Below are 24,897 nucleotides of genomic sequence, written 5' to 3'. Positions count from 1 at the left end.
ATATTAAAAAGCCTGCTCATATGAGCAGGCTTTTGCGATTCTTGCTTTTGACTGGAAAGCTTTGTTAGTTGAAAGCTAGCGAAGGCTTTCGAAGAACTCATCACTGGCTTCAAAATCACCATTGATCGTCACTAAGGTGCCCGTTGCATCAAAGTTAACAACAAGATTTTTTTGAATCGAGTCTTCATGGCCTTTTGTGTGGTGGTAAATGTAGTACCACGTATCTGGGTAGCCATTTTCGATAAGCATAGGTGAGCCCATAACGTAACGAACTTGTGTTTTTGTCATGCCAAACTTGAGCTGATCGACAGCTTCCTGTTCAACATAGTTACCCTGATTGATGTCAATTCGATAAACCAACTTCTCTAATAGAGAGCAACCGGTCAACATTGTTAGTGCAAGTGGAACTGCAACTAACCACTTTTTAATTCGCATAGTTTGAGATCTTTCTTCGCTAAAATACTGCCTGATAATAAACAAGCTCCAGCAAGAAGTAAAAAGCTCCTTGCGCTTTGAGCTTGTTATGACTGGCAATTTTGAATTAAGTTGCAAAATTGCCAAGAATTTTCGGTAAATTATCAGAAAGTTGCTGAATATGTAACCTATGCTGCGATTAATAACTCTTTTGCATTGGCAAGCGTCGATTCGGTAATCTGGCTGCCACCAAGCAGTCGAGCAAGCTCTGAAACGCGTTGTTGCTCATCAAGCGTGTGCATTTGAGTCTCGGTTTTACCTGATTTAGTGTTCTTCGCTACAAAAAGTTGTTGGTGACCGCAACCGGCAACTTGAGGTAAGTGAGTCACGCACATAACTTGTGTCGATTCGCCTAGCTTACGTAGCATTTTTCCGACAACCGCAGCGGTTGGTCCACTGATACCCACATCGACTTCATCGAAAATCAGGCTTGGTGTATCCACTTTTTGCGCTGTGATCACCTGAATCGCTAATGAGATTCGTGATAACTCACCACCAGAGGCCACTTTCGCAATCGGCTGCATCGGTTGGCCTGGGTTGGTCGAAACAATGAAGGTCACGTTATCCATACCCAATGGAGAAGGGTGTGTGTTGGTGTTGTTCACTTCAATGGCAAACTGCGCTTTTTCCATGCTCAGTTCGTGCATGCTTTGCGTGATCAGCTTGTTGAGCTCTTTTGCGTAACGAGTTCGAGATTTATGAAGCTTTTCTGATTTAGCAACGAACGATTGGTATTGGTTTTCCACCTCGTTGGCCAGTTCTTCTAATTTTTCATCAGAGCAATCAAGCGCTTCAACTTGTTGTAGTAAGTCTTGATGGTGCTTATACAGCTCTTCAGGTAACACGTGGTGTTTACGAGACATCGACATCACTTTAGAGAAACGCTCCTCAACGTAAGCCATACGACCGGGATCAACATCAATGCTGTCTAGGTAGGTTCTTAACTCGTTGTTGGTCTCTTCGATCTGAATAATGGCTTCAGAAAGCAAGTTCGGTAACTCGGCCAATCTTTCATCTAGCTCAGCTAGCTGAATTAAGGAGTTATTGGCCGATTGCAGAATACCAAGCGCATTAACTTCTTCGCCTTCATAAATAAGCTCGATAGCTTGCTGACAGGTTGTGGCCAGTTCTCCGCTATTGGAGAGGCGCTTATGCTCTTGTTCGAGGTCTTCATATTCTTCCTCCCCAATAGACAGCTCATTTAACTCTTTGATTTGGTATTCAAGAAGTTGTTTTTGAGCTTGGTTTTGCTGGCTATTCTCACGTAACTCTTTTAAGTGGTTATCCGCTTGTCGCCATGCTTGGTAAGCATTACGTGTCGATTTCAATAGGTTCAAGTGGCCTGCGTATTGATCAAGCATGGCCATTTGATAATCGCTTTTCATCAACTGGTGATGCGCGTGTTGACCATGGATGTTGATCAACAGTTGTCCAAGTGATTTCAATTGCGAAAGAGGGACAGGGCTACCGTTGATGAATGCACGAGAACGACCTTCTTTTGAGATGGTTCTGCGCAGGATGCACTCACTGCCATCAAGTAGTTCGTTGTCTTCTAACCAGCGGGTTGCATGCAGATTGTTCTCAAGTAAAAAAGCGGCACTGACTTCGGTTTTTTCTTCACCTTGTCGAACCATTCCTGCATCGGATCTTCCCCCAAGACATAAGCCTAAAGCATCGATAGCGATAGATTTACCCGCACCAGTTTCCCCGGTGATTGTTGTCATGCCTTTAGATAGTTCTAGCTGTAAAGACTTAACAATAGCGAAATTATTAACACTTAAATGAGCCAGCATTTTTATTTACCTGTATAACTGAACAATACTGTATATAAGTTCAGTATATACTGTTTCTTTATACAGTAAAGTCGACAGGTGAAAATTTTTTGCGACCGTTATCAGAATTGAGATTGTTCGTAGATCACTGAAACCGCTATAGATTCCCAACTCAGTCGTTCCTCCCTCTTGGGAGTGGAGGTATAAGGAACTGCAGAGAAGCTAGAGCCGACGGGCTTTTACTGGCAATAAAAAGGCTGACGAATGTCGTCAGCCTTTCAAATTTTCGGTTACCACTGGAGCGTTTATTCTTTTAGAACAGCTTACTCGACCAGCCTAGTTTGTTACGTAGAACATGGTAGTAGTTGTAGTCTTTAGGGTGGATCAGCTTGAGTACATTCGGGCTTTGGTAAATATGGATCTCATCGCCAGGAGAAACCGGTAGCGAGATTTGGCCATCGCAGCTGACTTCCTGTGTACCGCGGTTATCAGGCGATACGATCAGCTTGATACGACGCTTTCCATCCACTACAAGTGGGCGGCTTGAAAGGGTGTGCGGGAACATTGGCACGAGTGAAATAGCATTTAGGCTTGATGACAGGATAGGGCCGCCGCCAGAAAGCGAGTAGGCGGTAGAACCTGTTGGCGTCGACACGATTAAACCATCAGAACGCTGTGAGAAGGCGAAGCTGTCATCGATATACACTTCGAACTCGATCATGTGAGCAACTTGTCCTGGGTGCAGTACAGCTTCATTAAGGGCTGCATTGTGGCTTTTTATCTGGCCGTGACGATGAATTTCAGTTTCAAGTAGGAAGCGCTCTTCTTCCATGAACTCGCCTTTGAGCACATCAGTCAGCGCGCTCTGGAAGTTTTCAGGGTTGAGATCGGTTAGGAAACCAAGATTGCCTCGGTTAACACCAATCACTGAAATGTCGAAACGTGACAAGATTCTAGCGGCACCGAGCATATTTCCGTCACCACCGACCACAATAGCGAGATCGGCGCGTTTACCTAATTCAATCAGGCTAGAAAAATGTTCTTTTGGGATGTCGTCCAAAATAGTGGCGAGTCTGTCATCAACAAACACTTGATAACCCTCAGCACTTAACCACTGATAGAGCTCTCTATGAGTCTGAATTGCTTGCTGATCTCGAGGTTTACCGATAATGGCGATGACTTCAAATGGCTTTTTCATAACGTTTCCAAACGAATTAGGCTTGAATCAAAATTCTTCATCCCCATAATAAAGGCAAGTTGAACGTCTATGCGAGTGTTTTATATCAATTTGGGGCGCAAACACGCCTGTCACTTGCATTGAAAACGAATTCTGGAGATATCATGAGCAACGAAGAAAACAAAGTAACCGAAGCAGAGCTAGATCAGATCATCGCTGAAGCTGAGAAAGTTGAAGAAGCTGAACTGAATGAAGACGCTGCTGATGAGCAGGAAGCAAAAATCGCTCAACTGGAAGCTGCACTGCTTTCTAGTGAATCTAAAGTGAAAGAGCAGCAAGATTCTGTTCTTCGCGCGAAAGCTGAAGTTGAAAACATGCGTCGCCGTAGCGAACAAGAAATTGATAAAGCGCGTAAATTCGCTTTGAACAAGTTTGCTGAAGGTCTGCTTCCTGTAATCGACAACCTAGAGCGTGCAATGCAAGCAGCAGACGCTGAAAACGAAGTGGTTAAGCCACTGTATGAAGGTGTTGAACTAACGCACAAAACGTTCGTAGACACAGTTGCTAAGTTTGGTCTTAAAGAGATCAACCCTGAAGGTGAAGCGTTCAACCCTGAATTCCACCAAGCAATGTCTATTCAAGAAAGCCCAGATCACGAATCAAACACAGTTATGTTTGTGATGCAAAAAGGCTACGAACTAAACGGTCGTGTGGTTCGCCCAGCGATGGTTATGGTTGCTAAGTAATGACGAATTACGTTGCCAAGTGATTGACTGGCGTATTGACTGAGTCAGTCGCAGCGACAAAATAAATCACTGGTTTGCGTAAAATAAAAAGAGAGGCATAGGCCTCTCTTTTTTTGTGCCTATAACTTGAGAGTCCACGTAAATAAGCATCAAAACCGCATTAAGAATGTCGTTCTTTTTATTTCATTCAGATCAGCGATTTAGAGTTTTGTGTTATGAAACTTGTTGTGATTGAGTAAATGTTTTGATGTCACATTTGTGGTGTTTTTGTAAATAAATACTTTTAATTGTTATCTTTGTATGTAAAATCCACTGCCATATAGCGATTTTGGTTGCATATATAACTATAAAAGCACAAATTTCAAACACAACAAACTGGAGAAGAATGATGGATAAATCGCTCTCAAGTAAAATTTTTGTAGGCTTGTTCGCCGGTCTACTTATTGGTACTGCTATTCAGTACCTATTCAGCGGTATTGCTATTTTTGATACGTATCTACTTGGCGCTGCCGAAGGTGCTGGTGGTATGTTCGTATCACTTATCAAATTGCTTGTAGTTCCTCTTGTATACGTATCTATTGTTTGCGGTATTGTTGAGCTAAAAGATATTCGTTCATTTGGTCGTCTTGGTGGTAAAACCTTTGGTCTTTACATTATTAACACCATCATCGCGATTTCAGCAGCGCTAACGATTGGTCTTATTTTCCAACCAGGTGCAGGTGCGAATCTGGCGGGTACGGTTTCTGAGACAATTGCGCTTACAACAACTGAAACACCAGACATCTTCTCTCTTGTTGTTAACATCGTTCCTAGCAACCCTGTAGAAGCGTTCGCAAGCGGCGACATGCTACAAATCATCTTCATGGCAATTTTGACAGGCCTTGCTATTCAAGCGCTTGATTCTCGTGGTGGCCCAGCTATCAAGACATTCAAGATGGCTAACGAAATCATGATGAAGCTTATCGGCCTAGTAATGAGCTTGGCGCCATACGGTGTATTTGCTCTGATGATTCAACTAGGCGCAACACTGGATGCAGACACGCTAATGTCAGTTGCTGGCTATGTGGCACTTGTGGTTGCAATGCTTGTGTTCTGGATTTTCTTCTTCTACCCAATGATGGTTGGTTCATTCACTGGTATTTCTCCAAAGCAGTTCCTACGTGCAACGCGTGAGCAAGTTCTATTCTCACTATCTACAGCAAGTTCGAATGCAACAATCCCAGTAACAATGCGTACTCTAACTGACAAACTAAACGTATCTAAGTCAGTAGCGGGTTTCGGTGTACCACTAGGTGCAACAATGAACATGTCTGGTGTATCTATCTACATCGCACTAGCGACTATGTTCGTAGCAAACGCATTTGGTCAGCCAATCAACACTGCTGATATCTTCACTCTAGGTCTAACTATCCTGCTACTGTCTATCGGTGCTGGTGGTGTTCCTGGTGGCGGTGTTGTGATGGTAGGTGTTCTATTGCACCAACTAGGTTTACCACCAGAAGGTCTAGCGATTGTTGCTGCTGTTGACCGTATCTGTGACATGTTCTGTACCTCTTCAAATGTAGTCGGTGATACAGCGGTGAACACTATCGTTGCTAAATCTGAAAACGAAATTGGCGTTGAAGCTAACGAAGAAGCTGAGCTAAAGAAAGCAGAAGCTTAATTCTTAATTAAGATTCGATAATTAGAAGCCCCGCTCAATGAGAGCGGGGCTTTTTTGTTTCTGATGATAAGTGCTTTGGGCTATCTGATAACTTGGCTAAAAAGATCTCTGATTGGTGTTAAGTCTCATTTTTTCTTTTTACTCGTGCCGAATTGGCCATCAGTTTTCAATCTTTAATATAGATCACATATAATAATACAATATTATTTTATTGTTCTGACAACCTACATTATGACGACATAAAGGAAACCCAATAATGAAGCTGTCTTACCTTAGCCTACTGACTGCCAGCCTTTTAGCCGCTCCCGCTCTTGCTTCTAATCACGATATTGGTCAACAGTTCAATCTTGACCCTGCAAAAGCACCAGCACAAAACTTCGATTTATCTAAATGGAAAATTAACTTACCGGAGCTGACGACTGAAGGGTCTAGAAAAGGTAAAACGCTGGAGATTGGTAAAAAGGAACTGTCGAATGTAGACACGCCTTACGTTCACCCTAAATGGTTCTACACGGATGCCGAGTCTGGTGCGATGGTGTTTGTGGCTCCGAATACAGCTCCAACGACGCCAAACAGTAAAAACACGCGTAGTGAGCTAAGAGCGATGCTAGCGGATAGCTACTCTGCGCCGAGCAACAATTTCGCGATTTCAAGCCATAAGAACGCGGAAGAGTTTGGCTCTATCGGTGGCCAGATGACGGCGACGCTTTCTGTCGATCAGGTGAGTACCAGTGGTAACTACAATAAAACAGGCGCATTTTCAGTCGTCATCGGGCAAATTCACGGCTCGGACAATGAGCCACTGAAAATTGTTTACCGCAAGTTGCCAGAACATGAGCATGGTTCGTTAACGTGGAACTATGAGTTAAACCCGCCGACAGAGATGAAAAACGCGAAGGATGAAAACGGAAAGAAACTTCGTAAAGACATTCGCCATGATGTATTTGGTCAATACAATCTGAAAAAAGGCAGCTCGGACCCTGCTGATGGCATCAAGCTAGGTGAAGTGTTCTCATACGATGTGAATATCAAAGATAACATCATGCACTTAACCTTTACTAAGAATCCAAACTCAGCCGATCCTATTGTGAAGACGTATGATGTTGATTTGGCTAAGGGTAAGTATCAGGGGCATGATATCGACCTTGGTTATGGACAGGACTGGATGTACTTCAAGGCGGGCGCATACAATCAATGCAACACTAAGAAGTCGAGCTCAGCCTGTGAATGGCGTGGTATGGAAGCGGGTGATTACACTCAAGCGAGCTTCTACCAGTTAGTGCTCAACCAATAATATGGCTGAATCAGTCACCATTTGAACAATATTTAACTGATTAATATCTATTTGAAAAAGACCTTCCACATGAAGGTCTTTTTTTATGGCATCTGGAATAGGGTTGAGGTTTCAATGTGGCGACAAATGCGAGAGTTTCTCAACATTGGAGCCTTAATTGGCAAGGGATCGGTCACTTTTTACCTTTATGTAAAAAGATACGGGAAAAAATAGATTTTTTTTACTTATTCCCTTGAAAACCAGTTTGCAGCCCTTATCTATGGTGCATACGAAAGCAAATTACATTTGCACTTTAATTTTGTGTATTAGGGTTGATTCCCTGATTACCACCCCCACATATGTGGGTATAGCAAAAACTTAATAGAAAATATTTCGGAGATGGCCTGATGGGTAAAATCATTGGTATTGATTTAGGTACTACTAACTCTTGTGTTGCTGTTCTTGACGGCGACAAACCACGCGTAATTGAAAATGCTGAAGGCGAACGCACAACAGCATCAGTAATCGCATACACAGAAGGCGAAACGCTAGTTGGTCAACCTGCAAAACGTCAAGCTGTTACTAACCCTCAAAACACACTGTTCGCTATCAAGCGTCTAATCGGTCGTCGTTTTGAAGATGAAGAAGTTCAACGCGATATCGAAATCATGCCTTTCAACATTGTTAAGGCTGACAACGGTGATGCATGGGTTGAAGCGCAAGGCCAAAAAATGGCTGCTCCTCAAGTATCTGCTGAAGTTCTTAAGAAAATGAAGAAAACAGCTGAAGATTTCCTAGGCGAAGAAGTAACTGGCGCAGTAGTAACTGTTCCTGCTTACTTCAACGATGCTCAACGTCAAGCAACGAAAGATGCTGGCCGTATCGCTGGTCTAGATGTTAAACGTATCATCAACGAACCAACTGCTGCTGCTCTAGCTTACGGCCTAGACAAGCAAGGTGGTGATCGCACTATCGCTGTATACGACCTTGGTGGTGGTACATTCGATATCTCTATCATCGAAATCGATGAAGTAGAAGGCGAGAAGACTTTCGAAGTTCTTTCAACTAACGGTGACACTCACCTTGGTGGTGAAGATTTCGATAACCGCATGATCAACTACCTAGTAGATGAGTTCAAGAAAGAGCAAGGTATCGACCTTAAAGCTGATCCACTAGCAATGCAGCGTGTTAAAGAAGCAGCAGAAAAAGCGAAAATCGAGCTTTCTTCTACTACTCAAACTGACGTAAACCTACCTTACGTTACTGCTGATGCGACTGGTCCTAAGCACATGAACATCAAAGTGACTCGTGCGAAGCTTGAGTCTCTAGTTGAAGACCTAGTTCAACGTTCTCTTGAGCCACTAAAAGTAGCTCTAGCAGATGCTGACCTATCTGTAGGCGAAATCACTGACGTTATCCTAGTTGGTGGTCAAACTCGTATGCCTATGGTTCAAGCTAAAGTAACTGAATTCTTCGGTAAAGAGCCACGTAAAGACGTGAACCCTGACGAAGCTGTTGCAATGGGTGCTGCTGTTCAAGGTGGTGTACTAGCTGGTGACGTTAAAGACGTTCTACTACTAGACGTTACTCCTCTATCTTTCGGTATCGAAACGATGGGCGGCGTGATGACTAAGCTTATCGAGAAAAACACAACTATCCCTACTAAAGCGGATCAAGTGTTCTCTACAGCTGAAGACAACCAAAACGCAGTAACTATCCACGTTCTTCAAGGTGAGCGTAAGCAAGCGACTTACAACAAGTCTCTTGGTCAGTTCAACCTAGAAGGTATCCAACCAGCACCACGTGGCATGCCACAAATCGAAGTAACATTCGACCTAGATGCTGATGGTATCCTGAACGTATCTGCTAAAGATAAAGCAACAGGTAAAGAGCAGAAGATCACTATCCAAGCATCAGGCGGCCTGTCTGAGGAAGAGATCGAAGCAATGGTACAAGAAGCAGAAGCTAACAAAGAAGCGGACAAAAAGTTCGAAGAGCTAGTAACTGCACGTAACCAAGCTGACCAAATGATTCACGGCACTAAGAAGCAAGTAGAAGAAGCTGGTGAAGCTTTACCTGCAGACGAGAAAGCTAAAATCGAAGCGGCTATCACTGCACTAGAAGAAGTTAAGTCTGGTAACGATAAAGAAGCTATCGACGCTAAAGTTCAAGAACTTATGCAAGCAGCTCAAAAGCTAATGGAAATTGCTCAACAGAAAGCTCAAGCTGAACAAGCTGGTGCTGACGCTGGTGAACAACCTAAGCAAGACGACGATGTTGTAGACGCTGAGTTTGAAGAAGTTAAAGAAGACAAAAAATAATTTCGTCGCAGAGTAGCCTGATTTCGTTATCGGAAGTGTCCACCTACTAACGTAGGCTCCGCGCTTCCACTTAGGACTCAAGCTATCTGCTTAGAAATTTGTCTCAAAGACTTATTATTGCGGGCGTCAGAGGTAACTCTCACGCCCGTAAATTTGTATTTAGACTTGTCGATCTAGATAATAGCTTTATTCGGCATTTCAGCCGGCAGAACTTTTATCTAGATTGATACACAGACTACTGAAGTGATCATTCGGTAGTAGCAATTATTTTGGTGACCTAGAACATGTCAAAACGTGATTTTTACGAAGTATTAGGCGTAAGCCGCGATGCATCAGAGCGCGATATTAAAAAAGCGTACAAACGCTTAGCGATGAAATTCCACCCGGACCGTAACCAGGGTGATGAGACCGCAGCAGATAAGTTTAAAGAAGTAAAAGTAGCGTACGAGATCCTAACCGATTCTCAAAAGAAAGCAGCTTACGACCAATACGGTCATGCAGCCTTTGAACAAGGTGGCATGGGCGGCGGCGGTGGTTTCGGCGGCGGTGGCCAAGGTGACTTCGGCGATATCTTCGGTGACGTATTTGGCGACATCTTCGGCGGCGGTCGTCGTGGTGGCGGTCAACAGCGTGCACAACGTGGTTCAGATCTACGTTACAACATGGAACTTTCTCTAGAAGAAGCGGTTCGTGGTGTTTCTAAAGAAATAGACGTACCAACACTTGTAGAGTGTGATACTTGTGACGGCAGCGGCGCGAAAGCGGGTTCTTCTGCACAAACGTGTGGCACTTGTCATGGCCACGGCCAAGTACAAATGCGCCAAGGTTTCTTTGCGGTTCAACAGACTTGTCCTACTTGTAACGGTAAAGGCAAGATCATCAAAGACCCATGTAACTCATGTCATGGTCAAGGTCGCAAACAGAAGACGAAAACACTTAACGTTAAGATCCCTGCTGGTGTTGATACTGGCGATCGTATTCGTCTATCTGGCGAAGGCGAAGCGGGAGAGCACGGCGCTCCAGCTGGCGATCTGTACGTACAAGTACACGTAAAAGAGCACAACATCTTCGAACGTGACGGCAACAACCTTTACTGCGAAGTACCAGTAAGCTTCTCTATGGCTGCTCTAGGCGGTGAAGTTGAAGTTCCAACACTGGATGGTCGTGTAAACCTTAAGGTACCAGAAGAGACACAAACGGGCCGTATGTTCCGTATGCGTGGCAAGGGCGTGAAAGGCGTTCGTGGTGGCGGTGTGGGTGATCTAATCGTTAAGCTAGTGGTTGAGACTCCAGTTAAGCTAAGCGCTCGCCAGAAAGAATTACTGCGTGAATTCGAAGAAACCTGTGGTGGTGAAGCGGCAAGCAAGCATAAGCCAAAGTCTGAAGGTTTCTTTAGCGGCGTTAAAAACTTCTTCGATGACCTAACTAAGTAATTAGATTGTTGATACTTTAAGTTGTTGATAAAGTTAAAAAACCTGCTCATGTAGCAGGTTTTTTTTGTATCTGTAGATCAGGGGAAAAGAAGCTCGAGAAGAAAGAGTCGAGATTTATCAGATAAATTCTAGAGCCCTTTGGTGGTTGCTCTTGTTACTTCCAACACGTTTCTGGCTCCGAAATGCCCGAGTGGTGCAATTCCAACTTATCGGTATTCGAGTCAAAACATTCATCATTTACTTGCTGCGAAAGCGGTTCCGCTTGAATTGAATAGGTGGTGCTACTCGCAGAGATCGCTAGCGTGTATCGGCTAGTATCGGTATCGCAAAACAAGCATGTCCCTCCTGAAATAATATTCTCCGCTGCCGACGCATAGTTCCCTGTGTATAGAGTTTCTATCTCCAGTTGCATCTTGGTTAAGTCGGCCATCGCTGTAACTCGATGTGCCTTGATAACATGGTTGGTATAACTTGGATACGCAATGGCGCCGAGTATCCCCACGATGGCGACAGCGATCAATAATTCGATCAATGTCATTCCTCTAATGCTTAAGTTGTTGTTGTTGCATATATTTCTTCGAATCATCGCGAGTAGTTTCCTTTCATATCTCTGCCCATTTTTCTCTGGTGGTAGCATCGGTGCAAGATTAAATGCAGTTGCGCATTGAGTTACATAGGAATTTGGGAAATGACTCGCGGGTTTACTTTATTAGAGCTGTTAGTAACGGTATCGGTGCTGTCGATACTGATAGCTGCGGCTGCCCCGAGTTTTAGTTCGGTTACTGAAACCGTCAAGATGCAGCGACTCGCCGGAGAGTTGAATGGTTTTCTCATTCAAGCCAAGTCTGAATCGGTTAAAAGGAACCAAGATCTGTGGGTGCATTTCTCTATGGATAAAAATGAGGTGCAATCTACCGGAGAGTGGACTGTGCGGTTAAAGCCTACGGAGGATCTTTCTGGAGAAACATTACTGATGTTGTCAGGCGAACCGTTTCGAGATGTATCGTTTTCCCATAATTACACAGGTGCAAGAATCAGTTTTGAGAGTGTAAGGGGAAGGCCAGCCAGAGGGACGATTTATCTTTCTCCAAACACAGCGTCCACAGACAGATTGTTGGTTAAATTATCCAGCCCTCCTGGGCGAATTAAGGTGTGCGGTGAGTCGAGTGCGCAGTATGGCTATGATGCGTGTTAGACCGATTGTGGTAGCGCCTACTAAACAGCAAGGCACATCATTAATTGAGTTAATGGTGGCGTCTGTGATTGGTGTGTTTGCGATTTCGATTATTGGCAGTGTCTTTATAACAGGGCAGAGAATTGCCAAAGACAAAGGCATTGAATTACTACTGCTGCAAAATCTAACCAGTACCATGCAGGTCATGAAAGAAGATATTCAACGAGCGGGCTACGATGGATCTAATGGTTATTCAATCAAGTTGTCTGGCGCGAGTAACACCATCCAAGTGAGTGGCGGTGTGGCGGTGGGTTTTGTTTACTTCCGAGAGGGTTCGAGCGCAAGTAAAGATCACCGACATATCGTTTACCGTAAGAAAGGTACTCGACTACAAATATGTGAAAAAGGCACGCTTGTTAGCGAGGATCTCCTTTCTTTCAATGAAGTAACCGGATGTTATTCGCTGTTTGATGACAGCCTGATCGAGGTGGACGCATTTAGCGTTGATGCTCATCTGTTAGAGCAGAACTCTATTAAAACCACGCTTACCGATATCAGTATTACGGCCTCAATTCCAACCGCGGGTGTTTCTAAGTCGGTTTCGGTTTCCGTTAAACAGAGGAACTGGCAATGATGATGTTTAGAAAGCAGCGTGGTGTGGTGACTTTATTGATTACATCTGTGCTTTTAATTGGTGCGCTGGTGGTGACGCTAGGTTCATACCGCAGTGCTTTTCATCAGATCAAAGTGGCTCAAAATGAGGTCGAAGGTCGCAAAGCCCACTGGTTAGCAGAAGGTGGCTTGGAGTGTGGCTTCACTTACATCGCTGAAAATGATCTGACAGCTATTCCCAATGATTTAATGGATTATTGTCAGCAGTCGAAAGTCGTTACGTTGGGATCAGAAGCACTCACGCCAAATATATTGGTGTCGAGTTCTGAGTCTTTATCGCTGAACAAAGAGATTAGTTTTGTAGACGCTTCGGGATTAGGAGTAATGCAAACCAATTCGAGTTTAGAATTTATTTCTGATCACAATATCGATATTAATCCTGATATTGCTCTTACTGCTGTTGATGGTATTAACGAGTGTGTATCGGTTCGATTTTTAGATAGTGTTATCTATAAGCAAAAGGGAGGAGGACGTTTGAAGACCATTACTCCAGAGTCACCTCCTTTTTCTACGTTTGAGTCTTGCCAACAAACCACCAATATTAGCAATGATGCAACCATCGACTCCGTTGGGGCGCTGCCTTCAAACTCTTTTCAATCAGATTTCAAATTCGATCCGGATATCGATACGTTCTCTAATTACTTTGGCGTGCCAAAGACGTCAGAGAACATTGACCAAATTAAGCTTGATTATCATGTTATAGACCTTATTGATCGGACAGTTGTCCCCCCTAAGCATATTGACTTGGTTGATGGTGAATATGAAGGAAATAAGTGTAGCAAAGCCATTAATGATGCCTTTTCAAGTGGGGAGAATAAGGTATGGGTTATAGGTGATTGCGTCGTTTATTCACCTGCGATTAATGTAGTTGAACCTATCCCAGGGGTTATTACGCCTCGCTCTTTAGTGATTCAGGACGGCATCGTTGCGAATGGTAACGCGAGCGTATTTGACGGGGCTTTTTATCATCTAAATGATATGACCGTATTCGATAACACTAACTCTCCCGATACTGATACCGACCTACTGAGTGGTTTGTGGGCTAAAGTTCCAGATACAATTCCTATTACTGATTTAGTACAGAGTAATTCGGTTTATATTGGATTTGCTTCTTTTTTCCCTAAAGGAGGGATGTTCTTTGATTCCGTTGGTGGGTTATCGACAATTCAGGGTTCAATCAATTTGGATTATACCGGTGAATACAACCCTCATAGCACTCCTTTAAAAGCGAAGTGGAAGCGAGGATCATGGAATGATTTCTAAGAACTCAGGTTTTAGCTTGATAGAGGTTCTTATCTCTTTTCTGTTGATTGGCGTTGCCTCACTAGGGCTGGTTAAATTACAGGTCTACGCTGAACAAAAATCGGATTTTGCGCTCCACAGCGTAGAGGCGCTGCATTTTGCTGAAAGGCAGATGGAGTATTATCGAACTCGGGCGTCTAATGCGAGTGGGGCGGTAGGTTTAATTCCTTTTTCAGAACTAAATCAGGCGAGTCATTGTCTCAACACAGCAAGTTCAGATCCTTTATCCGGTTTGTCGGGGTCTGCCTATGCCATGACTTGTGAAGTGACTAATGCAAACGGTGCTCTGTCTAGCGCATTAAAAAGCATTACTATCACAATTGCATGGCAAGATCGTATGAACCACGCACAAAGTATTTACCTCGAAACTATGCTCTCCAAATACAGTGAGTTTGATTGACCCTCAAGCAAACGTTTACTGCATGCCAAGGCTCATGCTACCCCTTTTACTGATAATTTTCACTCCTCGGACATTGTTTACGTGCTAGTTAAAACTCTGTATATGGAATGGTGTTTTTTATGTTTTCATGTTGTTGTGGTTGTATGGTATTTTTGCAAAATATGTCTCCATTTATGGAAAATTAGGTGGAATCTTGTGCTTTTTAACAACGACTTTAATAGAATATGTGCTGTACCAATAGGCCGTGGTCAAAACTTATATTAGGCCTAAACAAAACAACATCACATATGGAGTTACAATGAGTAACCAAGCCGTAAAAAAAGCACCATCGACTGAGAAGATCAGTGGTATGGACCGCTTTCTAAACTTCATTGAACGCGCCGGCAACAAAATTCCAGATCCAGCAATCCTGTTCTTCTGGGCTCTAGTTATTGTATGGGTAGCATCTGCACTTTTATCGAATCTTTCATTCGACTTAATCAACCCTCAAACGGGTGCTGCTCTTGAAGTAAACAACCTACTAACTGGTGAAGCGCTTGCTAGCTTCCTAGCGAATATGGTTACCACGTTCACAGGCTTCGCACCTCTAGGCATCGTACTTGTTGCTATGCTAGGTGTTGGCGTTGCAGACTCTTCAGGCTTCATTACGACTGGCCTTAAGAAGATGCTTAACTTCACGCCAGCTAAGCTACTAACGCCGATGCTAATCTTGGTTGCTATCGTGTCTCACACAGCAGCTGATGCAGGTTACGTTCTAGTAATCCCTCTTGGCGGTATCATCTTCCACGCTGCGGGTCGTCACCCTCTAGCGGGTATTGCAGCAGCGTTTGCTGGTGTATCAGGTGGTTTCTCAGCGAACTTTATCCCTTCAGGTATTGATCCGCTACTAGCTGGTTTCACTCAAACAGCGGCAAACGTTCTTGACCCTGCATATGTGATCAACCCTCTAGCGAACATCTTCTTTACTGGTTTGTCTTCAATTCTAATTGTGGCAATTGGTTGGTACGTTACAGAGAAAATTATCGAGCCTCGTCTTGCTAATACGCCTGTAGATGAAGATGCAGAACAAGCACCTGATCTAGGTACGTTCACAGCCATTGAATCTAAAGCATTCAAATTCGCTGGTTGGGCAATGGTTGCCGGTATTGGTCTGCTTATCGCGGCTCTAATGCCTGAAAACTCAGCACTGCGTTCTCCCGAAGGGGAGCTAACAGCATTCTCAGCACCAGTGATGAAGTCTATTGTTCCTCTAATCTTCATCCTGTTTATTATTCCGGGTATCGTCTACGGCCGTGTAGCGGGTACATTCAAGAATAGTAATGATGTTATCAAAGCAATGTCTGAGACGATGGCAACGATGGGCGCATACATTGTAATGTCGTTCTTCTGTGCTCAGTTCCTATCTGCATTCGCTCAATCAAACATCGGTACTATGCTGGCACTTTACGGTGCTGAAGGCTTGAAAGCGATGGACCTTCCAGGTGAAGCAACGGTTGTTGGTATGATTCTACTAACGGCTGCAGTTAACCTTCTTGTTGGTTCTGCTTCAGCTAAGTGGGCACTGATTGGTCCTATCCTAGTTCCAATGCTAATGGTTGTGGGTATCTCTCCTGAGCTATCTCAAGCGGCTTACCGTGTAGGTGACTCAGTGTCTAACATCATCTCTCCACTAATGGTGTTCTTCCCACTGGTTGTTGTTTACTGTCAGCGCTACGTTAAGTCGACAGGTATCGGTACTCTAGCTTCTCTAATGATGCCATTCTCGATTGCGATGTTAATCGGTTGGTCTATCTTCTTGCTAGCTTACTGGGCTCTTGGTATCCCACTAGGTATCCAAGCACCTTACACTTACACAATGTAAGATTGAACTAAGCAAAACTAAGCTTTATTCATTGCTAAGCCCGCACCGAAATGTGCGGGCTTTTTTTCGCTATTTTTTCCGTTTTTTATATCCAAGGTTTTTATATCCAAAACTTTCTATATCCAAAACTTTTTATATTCAAAATAAAGGCACTCAGCTTATACTCCGGATTACGGCTAATTGTTGGCCGGTAAATTTAGGAAATCCAAGCCACATGAAAATTCTGCTTTTAGTAGGGTTAATTGTTTTAAATGGTCTGTTTGCCATGTCTGAGATTGCATTGGTAGCAGCAAAAAATAGTCGGCTGAAACGCTTAGCCAAAAAACACCGCTCCGCTCAGGTTGCTCTTGATCTCAAAGAAAACCCAACCCGCTTCCTCTCTACAATCCAAATCGGTATCACGGTAATCGGCCTACTCAGCGGGATTGTGGGTGAGGCGACGCTATCGGCTCCACTAGCCGTTCAACTTGAACTGTGGGGAGTAGACCCAACACAAGCGAACATCTTGTCTACTGCGGTTGTGGTGGTAGGTATTACTTATTTCGCTATCGTTGTCGGTGAGTTGGTACCAAAGCGTTTTGCTCAGTCTCAAGCTGAAAACATTGCTGTGTTAGTCGCGCTGCCAATCTTCTGGTTATCTAAAATCGCGACGCCGTTTGTGTTTGCGTTGTCGGCTTCAACGGAAGGTATTCTTAAGTTGATGGGCCGAGGCGGTGAAGAAGATAGCGTTACCGAAGATGATATCCATGCACTTGTGAAAGAGGGCTCAGAATCGGGTGTGATTGAACGCGGCGAACAAGAGATGATTCGTAATATCTTGCAGCTTGATGATCGTCTTGTGAGCTCATTGATGACTCCGCGTCGAGACATCGACTTTCTGGATGTCGACCAACCCGTTGAGCAGATATTAAAGAAACTGCGTTCATCAAAACACAGTGTGTTTCCATTGTGCCAAGATCACCTCAATAAAGTGGTGGGTACAGTGTCAGCCAAAGCCTTGCTGAATCAGGCGGGCAATCTAAGCATTCAAGTGATCATGGGGCTGTCTCGCTCGCCGATCTATGTTCCAGAATCGATGAAAGCTCTGCGTCTACTTGGCTACTTTAAAGAGTCGGGCACCGAGATGGCATTCATTGTCGACGAGTATGGCGATGTTCAAGGTCTTGTGACTCATTACGATATTCTTGAGGCGATTGCTGGCGAGCTATCGAATAATCCGAACGATCTTTGGACCGAGCAAGTGGAAGACGGTTTGTTGGTGGATGGATTGATTCCTATCAGTGAACTGAAAAACCGTTTAGAGCTATCGGATTTTGAGGGCGAAAGCGAGAGCTTCCAAACGCTGAATGGCCTTGTGACATGGTTAATAGGGCGCTTACCGGATGCAGGCGAAGTTGTTCAATACCAGCAGTGGCAGTTTGAAATTATCTCTGTTGAGAACAATCGCATTGTGAGTATCAAAGCGACGCCAATAGCCGATGACATAGAAGACGCTAATAGCTAACAGTTCGACCAACCAGCAAGCGGCAATGGTTCATTGTCTGTTGTTGTCTATTACCTCTTTATTGTTCATTATCTCTAAGATTAGGTATGCTTCACCGCATACTTATTTTCGTTTTTATCCTTTGTTTCTGGAGTTCCCTTTGTCAGACCATCAATTCACCCCTCAAGATGAAATCTTCATGCGACGCGCCATTGAGGTAGCTAAGCAAGCAGAGAGCGAGGGAGAGGTTCCTGTTGGTGCAGTATTAGTAAAAGATGGGGAGATTATCTCTGAAGGATGGAACCGTTCGATTGGCAGCCACGATGCTACGGCACACGCAGAAATTGAAACCTTGCGTAAAGCCGGTCAAACCTTAGAAAACTATCGGCTACTCGATACCACTTTATACGTTACGCTAGAGCCTTGCCCAATGTGCGCAGGTGCCTTGCTACACAGCCGAGTAAAGCGCATTGTGTTTGGTGCTCCAGACTTAAAAGCAGGCGCTGCAGGTACAGTGTTGAATTTGTTTGAAAGCCAAGCCTCATACCACTATGCCGACGTTGAACATGGTTTGTTAGAGGAAGAGTGCCGTGAGCAATTACAAGCGTTTTTCAAGCGTCGTAGAAAAGAGATAAAAGAGAAGCGAAAGCAAGAACGTCTGTTGGAAGAGCAGCGTTTAGAAGCAGAGATGAAGGCTGGCAATAAGAAATAGCAGCGTACTTTCGGCACTCTCTATCGCAAGAGTGCCAAGCAAACTGACTGAGTAACTACATTTACTCAGCAATCATCTGCATGAAAGCGCGATTGCGCCAAATGATCTTCTTCTTATTATTTGAAAGCATACGCTTACGACGGTTTGCAGCAACGGTCTTATCAAGGCGTTTCGATTTCAGTTTCTTCATCATTTCAATGATTTCCTATTTGTCGTCTGACTTTTTAGTTTGGACTAACGATTTAATTATAGTGTTATTAGTTTGTTTGGCCTGTCGCACGCTTGGCTTAAATAGAAGAGCAGTTCTAGTCTAAAGCCAGCATTGCAGTGCAACAGAGCATAATCTTGATTGTGGTGTGCCGTTATAAGGTTCGATTGTTACTGCAATATGACACTCTAGATCTCATCATCATTTTCTTGCCTGCTTCCCTTATCCCTTAATGACGAAAGAAGAGTCGAAAAAAGACAATAAAAAAGAGCAATGCTAGATGGCATTGCTCTTTTGGGTTTTACTGTGAAGGCTCAGAACTGCTTACTGTCGACTGAGCTGCGCTGATACTCGATTCAGCACCTGAGGTTTCTAAAGGTGGGATCACCACCAAACCTTCAAGGGTCGCTTCTTGTTCTTTATTGCGCTTATTTACATGGCCAATAATGCTTTGGTAATAACGGCGAATGTTTTCAACGTAGTTTCTCGCTTCATCACCACGCGCATACCCATATCGAGTTTGGCTGTAGTACTTCTTCTGTCTTAACAGAGGCAATCTGTCTTTCACATCGCCCCAAGCATCAGGATCTCCTCCTTGTGCCTTCGTTAGGCGACGCGCGTCCATCATGTGCCCGTAACCGACATTGTATGAAGCAAGTGCAAACCAGATCTTTTCGTGTTGAGTGATTGAATCTGGTACTCGGTTCACGATACGACGCAGGTACTCAACACCGCCTTGTACCGACTGGTTCGGGTCGAGACGGTTGGTTACCCCAACACTCTTCGCGGTGGGCAGTGTCAACATCATCATGCCACGAACACCCGTTGGTGAGCGCGCAACAGGGTTCCAGTGTGATTCTTGGTAGGCCAAAGCGGCAATCAAGCGCCAATCAAATTCTTGAGAGTACCTTTGAAATAGCGGCGACCATTTTGGCAACTTGCTGTCCAGTGCGCGGATAAAGGCACGAGTATCAACGTAGTCAAAAGTGCCGATGTGGCCGATGTATTTCTCTTCTAGTGAAGCCAGTTCACCAGACTGTTTTAGGTTACCGAAGAACTCAATCAGCAAAGCATACAGGCTTTCATCTTCCGATCTATTTAGGTACCAAGAGATAGGTTGGTCTTCTGTCAGCTCAAATGCCAAGGCAACATCTGGGTACAAACGTTGCGCCAGTGATAGCTCGATAGAGTCGGCCACTGTGAATAAACGTTCGCCTGTTGATACTTCTTTGAGCAGGTCGTTGATATCAGCATTGCCGACCGCATCATAGATAAAGTCATCGTGTGTTTTCTGCAGCTGCTTTAGTGTTGGCTCAAAGTGTGAGTCTTTCACCACAACCAAAGATGGCGTTAATGTGTCAGTAGACGCCGCCTCTTCTGATTCAGTTTGTGCTTTAACAAAGTCAACCTGACGCTCATTCTCGAAATTGATCAGTTGTTCAAGGTTTCTCGGTCGCCACTGGCCTTTTTTGTATACGACCTGTTGGCTTACGTAGTAATAAGCAGGTGCGGCGCGATAAGCTCGTGTCAGTTTGTTGTTTTGCGTTAAGCCGGTCGCGATAAGATCGATTTCGCCTTTCTGCAGTGCAGGGAACAAGCCAGACAAACGGTAAGCGGGTTTAACCTCAAGCTTTACACCAAGCTCCTGCGCAAATTCACGAGCTAATTCGTAATCCAAGCCAGCAGGACCATCAGGACCGATGTAATAAGAGAGTTGGTTATTTAGGGTGCCGACACGAAGAACGCCACGATCTCGTATCTGCTCAAGGACACTTTTAGGTTCAGATTCAATCTGGCATCCAGCCAACCCAAATAGGGCGATGGCGAGCAGAAGGAACTTAGACGAAAAGATGAGCGTAAATTTAGGCATCAAAATGAAATCTCGAAAAGTGGAAGCTCCTTTATACCAAACCCCGCAAGGCTGGCAAAGCAGGTTTAATTAAACAGTTGTAAAAGTGGTGATAAATGCAGCAAAAGTACCATTTACGCAGAAAGATAAAAAAAATCACGCAAACGGTTGCTTTTGGTGTTACGTCACAAAAAGAAATGCTTTATAATGCGCTCGCATTGAAGAGGTGGGATCGGCATAGGTTTTTAAACCTTCGGGAATAGCTTCGAAGAAAACAGTTAGGTTTTTCCTTTAACCCACTGAATTTATTCCAATACTACCTTAATCAACTGCATAAGAGACGTAAGCACATGAGAATTTTGCGTGGCTCCCCAGCTCTATCTGAGTTTCGTGTTAACAAGCTTTTAGAGCTTTGTCGTGAATTAAGCTTACCTGTAACAGGTATTTACGCTGAGTTTGCCCACTTTGCTGATCTAACGGCAGACCTAGATGAGTCTGAAGTTGAGAAGCTAGAAAAGCTACTGACTTACGGTCCAACGATTGAAGAGCATGAACCTGAAGGTTTACTGCTGCTTGCAACGCCACGCCCAGGCACTATCTCGCCTTGGTCTTCAAAATCAACAGATATCGCACACAACTGCGGACTGGCTAAAGTGTCACGTCTAGAGCGCGGTACTGCTTTCTACATTGAAACCTCTGCTGAACTTTCTGAACTTCAACTTGTTGAGCTGAAAGCAATCCTGCACGACCGTATGATGGAAGTGGTTTTCACTGACTTCGAATCAGCGGCGGCACTATTTACCGTTGCTGAGCCTGCTCCTTATGCGGAAGTTGACCTACTAACTGGTGGACGTAAAGCGCTTGAAAAAGCAAACGTTACCCTAGGTCTTGCACTTGCAGAAGATGAGATTGATTACCTTCTTGAAAGCTTCACTGAGAAGCTAGGTCGTAACCCGACGGACATCGAGCTAATGATGTTTGCACAAGCGAACTCAGAGCACTGTCGTCATAAGATCTTTAACGCTGATTGGACTATCGATGGCGTTAAGCAAGAAAAATCATTGTTCAAGATGATTAAGAACACCTTTGAAACGACACCAGAACATGTTCTGTCTGCTTATAAAGATAACGCAGCGGTAATGACAGGTTCTGAAGTTGGTCGTTTCTTCCCAGATCCAGAAACTCGCCAGTACAGCTACCACCAAGAAAAAACACACATCTTGATGAAAGTTGAAACGCACAACCACCCAACGGCAATCTCACCGTGGCCAGGCGCATCGACAGGTTCAGGCGGTGAAATCCGTGATGAAGGCGCAACCGGTATTGGTGGTAAGCCAAAAGCGGGTCTTGTTGCTTTCTCTGTATCTAACCTTAAGATCCCGAACTTCGTTCAACCTTGGGAAACTGACTTTGGTAAGCCAAGCCGTATCGTTACTGCTCTGGATATCATGCTTGAAGGTCCTCTTGGTGGCGCGGCATTCAACAACGAATTTGGTCGTCCAAACCTACTTGGCTACTTCCGTACTTACGAAGAGAAAGTAAACTCTCACGCAGGTGAAGAAGTGCGTGGTTACCACAAACCAATCATGCTAGCTGGTGGTCTTGGCAACATCCGTGATGAGCACGTTCAGAAGAAAGAGATCCCGGTAGGTGCAAGCCTAATCGTTCTAGGTGGTCCTGCGATGAACATCGGCCTTGGCGGCGGTGCGGCATCTTCAATGGATTCTGGTTCTTCTTCTGAAGATCTTGATTTCGCTTCTGTACAACGTGAAAACCCAGAGATGGAGCGTCGTTGTCAGGAAGTTATCGACCGTTGTTGGCAGCTTGGTGATGCGAACCCAATCGCATTTATCCACGATGTGGGCGCGGGCGGTATCTCGAATGCTCTTCCTGAGCTAGTCGACGATGGCGAGCGTGGCGGTATCTTTAATCTACGTGACGTGCCAAACGATGAGCCGGGCATGAGCCCACTTGAGATCTGGTGTAACGAATCTCAAGAGCGTTATGTAATGGCGGTTGCTGATAAAGACATGGCAACGTTCGACGCGATTTGTAAGCGTGAACGTGCACCGTACGCAGTGGTTGGTAAAGCAACTGAAGAACGTGATCTGAAATTAGAAGATTCACACTTCGACAACACGCCAATCGACATGCCAATGGACATCCTATTAGGTAAAACACCTAAGATGCACCGTGACGCGAAAACGCTAAAAGCTAACAACCCTGCGATTGACCGTTCTGGCATCGAGATGAACGAAGCGGTTGACCGTGTTCTTCGCTTGCCAACAGTCGCTGAGAAAACATTCCTTATCACCATCGGTGACCGCTCGGTAACAGGCCTTGTAGCTCGTGACCAAATGGTTGGTCCATGGCAGGTTCCTGTTGCTAACTGCGCAGTAACAGCGGCAAGCTACGACTCTTACCACGGTGAGGCTATGTCTCTTGGTGAGCGCACGCCAGTGGCACTTCTAGACTTCGGCGCATCGGCTCGTCTAGCGGTTGGTGAAGCAATTACTAACATCGCAGCGACCAACATCGGCGATATCAAACACATTAAACTGTCGGCTAACTGGATGTCTCCAGCAGGTCACCCAGGTGAAGATGCAGGTCTTTACGAAGCGGTTAAAGCGGTTGGTGAAGAACTATGTCCAGCTCTGGGTCTAACTATCCCAGTGGGTAAAGACTCAATGTCGATGAAGACTAAATGGGAAGAGAATGGCGAGCAGAAAGAAGTAACGTCTCCGCTATCTCTTGTTATCACTGCGTTCGCACGTGTTGAAGATGTTCGTAAGACGATTACGCCTCAGCTTCGCACTGACAAGGGTAATACAAGCCTAGTTCTTATCGACTTAGGTAACGGCAAAAACCGTATGGGTGCAACGGCACTAGCGCAAGTTTACAAGCAGCTTGGTGATAAGCCAGCAGACGTAGACAACGCAGCACAGCTAAAAGGTTTCTACGAAGGTGTTCAGGCACTTGTTGCTAACGACCAAGTTGTGGCTTACCACGATAAAGGCGATGGCGGTCTATTCGTAACGCTAGCTGAAATGGCGTTCGCAGGTCACTGTGGTGTTAACGCGAACATTGAAGCGCTAGGCGAAGATACGCTAGCAGCACTCTTCAACGAAGAGCTAGGTGCGGTAATCCAAGTTCGTAACGACGATCTAGACGCAGTACTTTCTACTCTTGCAGCAAACGGCCTAGAAGCATGTTCTCATGTGATTGGCAGCGTTGTTGGTGAAGGGGAAGCATCAGATGAAGTAGTGATTAAGTCAGGCGCAGACGTTGTAATCCAGCGTAACCGTACTGAACTACGTACTATCTGGGCTGAGACGACGCACAAGATGCAAGGTCTACGTGATAACCCAATCTGTGCAGATCAAGAACATGAAGCGAAGAAAGACAACTCAGACCCTGGTCTAAACGTTAGCCTAAGCTTTGATGTAAACGAAGATATTGCAGCGCCTTATATTAACCTAGGTGCTAAACCTAAGATGGCAATTCTACGTGAGCAAGGTGTTAACTCTCACGTTGAAATGGCAGCAGCATTTGACCGCGCAGGCTTCGAAGCGACTGATATTCACATGAGCGACATCCTAACGGGTCAAGCGGTTCTAGAAGAGTACAACGGCCTTGTGGCATGTGGTGGCTTCTCTTACGGTGATGTACTGGGCGCTGGTGAAGGTTGGGCTAAGTCGGTTCTATTTAACGACTCTACTCGTGACCAATTTGAAAACTTCTTCAAGCGTGAAGATACTTTCTCTCTAGGTGTGTGTAACGGTTGTCAGATGTTGTCGAACCTGCGTGAACTTATCCCTGGAGCTGAGTACTGGCCACGTTTCGTTCGTAACGAATCTGAGCGTTTTGAAGCTCGTTTCAGCCTCGTTGAAGTTCAGAAGTCTGATTCTGTATTCTTCAACGGCATGGAAGGTTCTCGTATGCCAATCGCTGTTTCTCACGGTGAAGGCCGCGTAGAAGTGCGTGACAACGACCACCTAAACGCGATTGAAAACTCAGGTACGGTTGCTCTACGTTACGTTGATAACAACGGTAACCAAACGCAGCAATACCCGAATAACCCGAACGGTTCGCCAAATGCTATCACTGGTTTAACAACGACGGATGGCCGTGTGACTATCATGATGCCTCACCCAGAGCGTGTATTCCGTACGGTTGCTAACTCTTGGTCTCCAGAAGGTTGGGGCGAGAATGGTGCTTGGATGCGTATGTTCCAAAACGCACGTAAGAATGTGGGTTAATCACTTACCTACATGCTGCGTTAATCTAGATTGGATTAACTAAAAGCTAAAAAGTTAAAAGCGCAGATCGAAAGGTCTGCGCTTTTTTTGGTGGTGAGTGTGGTGTAGGGATCACCGT

Annotated in this window: 18 protein-coding genes and 1 pseudogene; 13 read left to right on the top strand and 6 right to left on the bottom strand. The window is 44.8% G+C overall.

From position 1 onward, the window contains the following. Positions 1–75: 75 nt before the first annotated feature. The 3 genes from bamE to nadK form a co-directional block, all read right to left on the bottom strand. Positions 76–435 carry an outer membrane protein assembly factor BamE gene (bamE, locus tag AB4507_RS10270; protein ID WP_010438918.1) on the bottom strand — a complete coding sequence of 120 codons (360 nt, stop codon included), beginning with the start codon at positions 433–435 and terminating at the stop codon, positions 76–78. Between the two features lie 167 nt (positions 436–602). Beyond that, a complete protein-coding gene (gene recN / locus AB4507_RS10265) occupies positions 603–2,267 on the bottom strand; it encodes a DNA repair protein RecN (RefSeq protein ID WP_017059862.1) in 1,665 nt (554 codons plus the stop codon). Between the two features lie 292 nt (positions 2,268–2,559). Then, positions 2,560–3,444 (bottom strand): NAD(+) kinase, encoded by an 885-nt coding sequence (gene nadK / locus AB4507_RS10260; protein ID WP_017066747.1) that lies wholly within the window; start codon positions 3,442–3,444, stop codon positions 2,560–2,562. A gap of 143 nt (positions 3,445–3,587) precedes the next feature. On the opposite strand from nadK, the gene grpE reads away from it, so the two are divergent. The 5 genes from grpE to dnaJ all read left to right on the top strand — a co-directional run bounded on the left by grpE (position 3,588) and on the right by dnaJ (position 10,859). Further along, positions 3,588–4,169, top strand: coding sequence for a nucleotide exchange factor GrpE (gene grpE / locus AB4507_RS10255; protein WP_017069543.1), 582 nt, complete (start codon positions 3,588–3,590; stop codon positions 4,167–4,169). Positions 4,170–4,557: 388 nt separating this feature from the next. Further along, positions 4,558–5,832: a dicarboxylate/amino acid:cation symporter gene (locus AB4507_RS10250; RefSeq protein WP_017072011.1), complete on the top strand. Its 1,275-nt coding sequence runs from the start codon at positions 4,558–4,560 to the stop codon at positions 5,830–5,832. A gap of 256 nt (positions 5,833–6,088) precedes the next feature. Continuing rightward, positions 6,089–7,126 (top strand): polysaccharide lyase family 7 protein, encoded by a 1,038-nt coding sequence (locus AB4507_RS10245; protein WP_017072010.1) that lies wholly within the window; start codon positions 6,089–6,091, stop codon positions 7,124–7,126. 386 nt (positions 7,127–7,512) lie between these two features. After that, on the top strand, positions 7,513–9,426 hold the full coding sequence (gene dnaK, locus AB4507_RS10240; RefSeq protein ID WP_017067645.1) for a molecular chaperone DnaK: 1,914 nt from the start codon (positions 7,513–7,515) through the stop codon (positions 9,424–9,426). A 284-nt stretch (positions 9,427–9,710) separates the two neighbouring features. Then, positions 9,711–10,859 carry a molecular chaperone DnaJ gene (gene dnaJ / locus AB4507_RS10235; RefSeq protein WP_372182608.1) on the top strand — a complete coding sequence of 383 codons (1,149 nt, stop codon included), beginning with the start codon at positions 9,711–9,713 and terminating at the stop codon, positions 10,857–10,859. A 154-nt stretch (positions 10,860–11,013) separates the two neighbouring features. Here dnaJ and AB4507_RS10230 read toward each other — a convergent pair whose 3' ends face one another. Then, positions 11,014–11,445: a type IV pilin protein gene (locus AB4507_RS10230; RefSeq protein WP_102320238.1), complete on the bottom strand. Its 432-nt coding sequence runs from the start codon at positions 11,443–11,445 to the stop codon at positions 11,014–11,016. 102 nt (positions 11,446–11,547) lie between these two features. On the opposite strand from AB4507_RS10230, the gene AB4507_RS10225 reads away from it, so the two are divergent. From AB4507_RS10225 to tadA, 7 genes and pseudogenes are all read left to right on the top strand, one after another. Further along, positions 11,548–12,054, top strand: coding sequence for a GspH/FimT family pseudopilin (locus tag AB4507_RS10225; RefSeq protein WP_102320239.1), 507 nt, complete (start codon positions 11,548–11,550; stop codon positions 12,052–12,054). Then, positions 12,035–12,667 (top strand): PilW family protein, encoded by a 633-nt coding sequence (locus AB4507_RS10220; RefSeq protein ID WP_102320240.1) that lies wholly within the window; start codon positions 12,035–12,037, stop codon positions 12,665–12,667. The genes AB4507_RS10225 and AB4507_RS10220 overlap by 20 nt, the downstream gene beginning before the upstream one ends. Further along, entirely contained in the window at positions 12,664–13,968 is a 1,305-nt protein-coding gene (locus tag AB4507_RS10215; protein ID WP_372182607.1) for a hypothetical protein, read from the top strand. The genes AB4507_RS10220 and AB4507_RS10215 overlap by 4 nt, the downstream gene beginning before the upstream one ends. Then, positions 13,958–14,407, top strand: coding sequence for a prepilin-type N-terminal cleavage/methylation domain-containing protein (locus AB4507_RS10210; protein ID WP_372182605.1), 450 nt, complete (start codon positions 13,958–13,960; stop codon positions 14,405–14,407). Before AB4507_RS10215 ends, AB4507_RS10210 begins: the two co-directional genes overlap by 11 nt. A gap of 298 nt (positions 14,408–14,705) precedes the next feature. Beyond that, positions 14,706–16,268, top strand: coding sequence for an AbgT family transporter (locus AB4507_RS10205; protein WP_017059875.1), 1,563 nt, complete (start codon positions 14,706–14,708; stop codon positions 16,266–16,268). Between the two features lie 214 nt (positions 16,269–16,482). Beyond that, entirely contained in the window at positions 16,483–17,772 is a 1,290-nt protein-coding gene (locus AB4507_RS10200) for a hemolysin family protein (protein ID WP_372082508.1), read from the top strand. A gap of 86 nt (positions 17,773–17,858) precedes the next feature. Continuing rightward, positions 17,859–18,463, top strand: a pseudogene (gene tadA / locus AB4507_RS10195) (tRNA adenosine(34) deaminase TadA). 61 nt (positions 18,464–18,524) lie between these two features. Here tadA and AB4507_RS10190 read toward each other — a convergent pair. Both AB4507_RS10190 and mltF read right to left on the bottom strand, forming a co-directional pair. Then, a complete protein-coding gene (locus AB4507_RS10190) occupies positions 18,525–18,656 on the bottom strand; it encodes a hypothetical protein (RefSeq protein WP_017059878.1) in 132 nt (43 codons plus the stop codon). 316 nt (positions 18,657–18,972) lie between these two features. Beyond that, complete coding sequence (gene mltF / locus AB4507_RS10185; protein WP_102394075.1) at positions 18,973–20,541, bottom strand: membrane-bound lytic murein transglycosylase MltF; 1,569 nt, start codon at positions 20,539–20,541, stop codon at positions 18,973–18,975. Between the two features lie 329 nt (positions 20,542–20,870). On the opposite strand from mltF, the gene purL reads away from it, so the two are divergent. Further along, a complete protein-coding gene (gene purL / locus AB4507_RS10180; RefSeq protein WP_372182603.1) occupies positions 20,871–24,779 on the top strand; it encodes a phosphoribosylformylglycinamidine synthase in 3,909 nt (1,302 codons plus the stop codon). The last annotated feature ends 118 nt before the right edge of the window (positions 24,780–24,897 follow it).

Origin of the sequence: Vibrio sp. 10N.222.54.A3 (assembly GCF_041474095.1) — a bacterium.
GTDB classification, from domain to species: Bacteria; Pseudomonadota; Gammaproteobacteria; order Enterobacterales; family Vibrionaceae; genus Vibrio; species Vibrio crassostreae_C.
This window is presented reverse-complemented; position numbering and strand designations above follow the sequence as displayed.

Excerpts from the sequence above, each read along its gene's own strand:
- bamE (WP_010438918.1), bottom strand. The coding sequence starts at position 435 with ATGCGAATTAAAAAGTGGTTAGTTGCAGTTCCACTTGCACTAACAATG.
- recN (WP_017059862.1), bottom strand. The coding sequence starts at position 2,267 with ATGCTGGCTCATTTAAGTGTTAATAATTTCGCTATTGTTAAGTCTTTA.
- nadK (WP_017066747.1), bottom strand. The coding sequence starts at position 3,444 with ATGAAAAAGCCATTTGAAGTCATCGCCATTATCGGTAAACCTCGAGAT.
- grpE (WP_017069543.1), top strand. The coding sequence starts at position 3,588 with ATGAGCAACGAAGAAAACAAAGTAACCGAAGCAGAGCTAGATCAGATC.
- AB4507_RS10250 (WP_017072011.1), top strand. The coding sequence starts at position 4,558 with ATGGATAAATCGCTCTCAAGTAAAATTTTTGTAGGCTTGTTCGCCGGT.
- AB4507_RS10245 (WP_017072010.1), top strand. The coding sequence starts at position 6,089 with ATGAAGCTGTCTTACCTTAGCCTACTGACTGCCAGCCTTTTAGCCGCT.
- dnaK (WP_017067645.1), top strand. The coding sequence starts at position 7,513 with ATGGGTAAAATCATTGGTATTGATTTAGGTACTACTAACTCTTGTGTT.
- dnaJ (WP_372182608.1), top strand. The coding sequence starts at position 9,711 with ATGTCAAAACGTGATTTTTACGAAGTATTAGGCGTAAGCCGCGATGCA.
- AB4507_RS10230 (WP_102320238.1), bottom strand. The coding sequence starts at position 11,445 with ATGATTCGAAGAAATATATGCAACAACAACAACTTAAGCATTAGAGGA.
- AB4507_RS10225 (WP_102320239.1), top strand. The coding sequence starts at position 11,548 with ATGACTCGCGGGTTTACTTTATTAGAGCTGTTAGTAACGGTATCGGTG.
- AB4507_RS10220 (WP_102320240.1), top strand. The coding sequence starts at position 12,035 with ATGGCTATGATGCGTGTTAGACCGATTGTGGTAGCGCCTACTAAACAG.
- AB4507_RS10215 (WP_372182607.1), top strand. The coding sequence starts at position 12,664 with ATGATGATGTTTAGAAAGCAGCGTGGTGTGGTGACTTTATTGATTACA.
- AB4507_RS10210 (WP_372182605.1), top strand. The coding sequence starts at position 13,958 with ATGATTTCTAAGAACTCAGGTTTTAGCTTGATAGAGGTTCTTATCTCT.
- AB4507_RS10205 (WP_017059875.1), top strand. The coding sequence starts at position 14,706 with ATGAGTAACCAAGCCGTAAAAAAAGCACCATCGACTGAGAAGATCAGT.
- AB4507_RS10200 (WP_372082508.1), top strand. The coding sequence starts at position 16,483 with ATGAAAATTCTGCTTTTAGTAGGGTTAATTGTTTTAAATGGTCTGTTT.
- AB4507_RS10190 (WP_017059878.1), bottom strand. The coding sequence starts at position 18,656 with ATGATGAAGAAACTGAAATCGAAACGCCTTGATAAGACCGTTGCTGCA.
- mltF (WP_102394075.1), bottom strand. The coding sequence starts at position 20,541 with ATGCCTAAATTTACGCTCATCTTTTCGTCTAAGTTCCTTCTGCTCGCC.
- purL (WP_372182603.1), top strand. The coding sequence starts at position 20,871 with ATGAGAATTTTGCGTGGCTCCCCAGCTCTATCTGAGTTTCGTGTTAAC.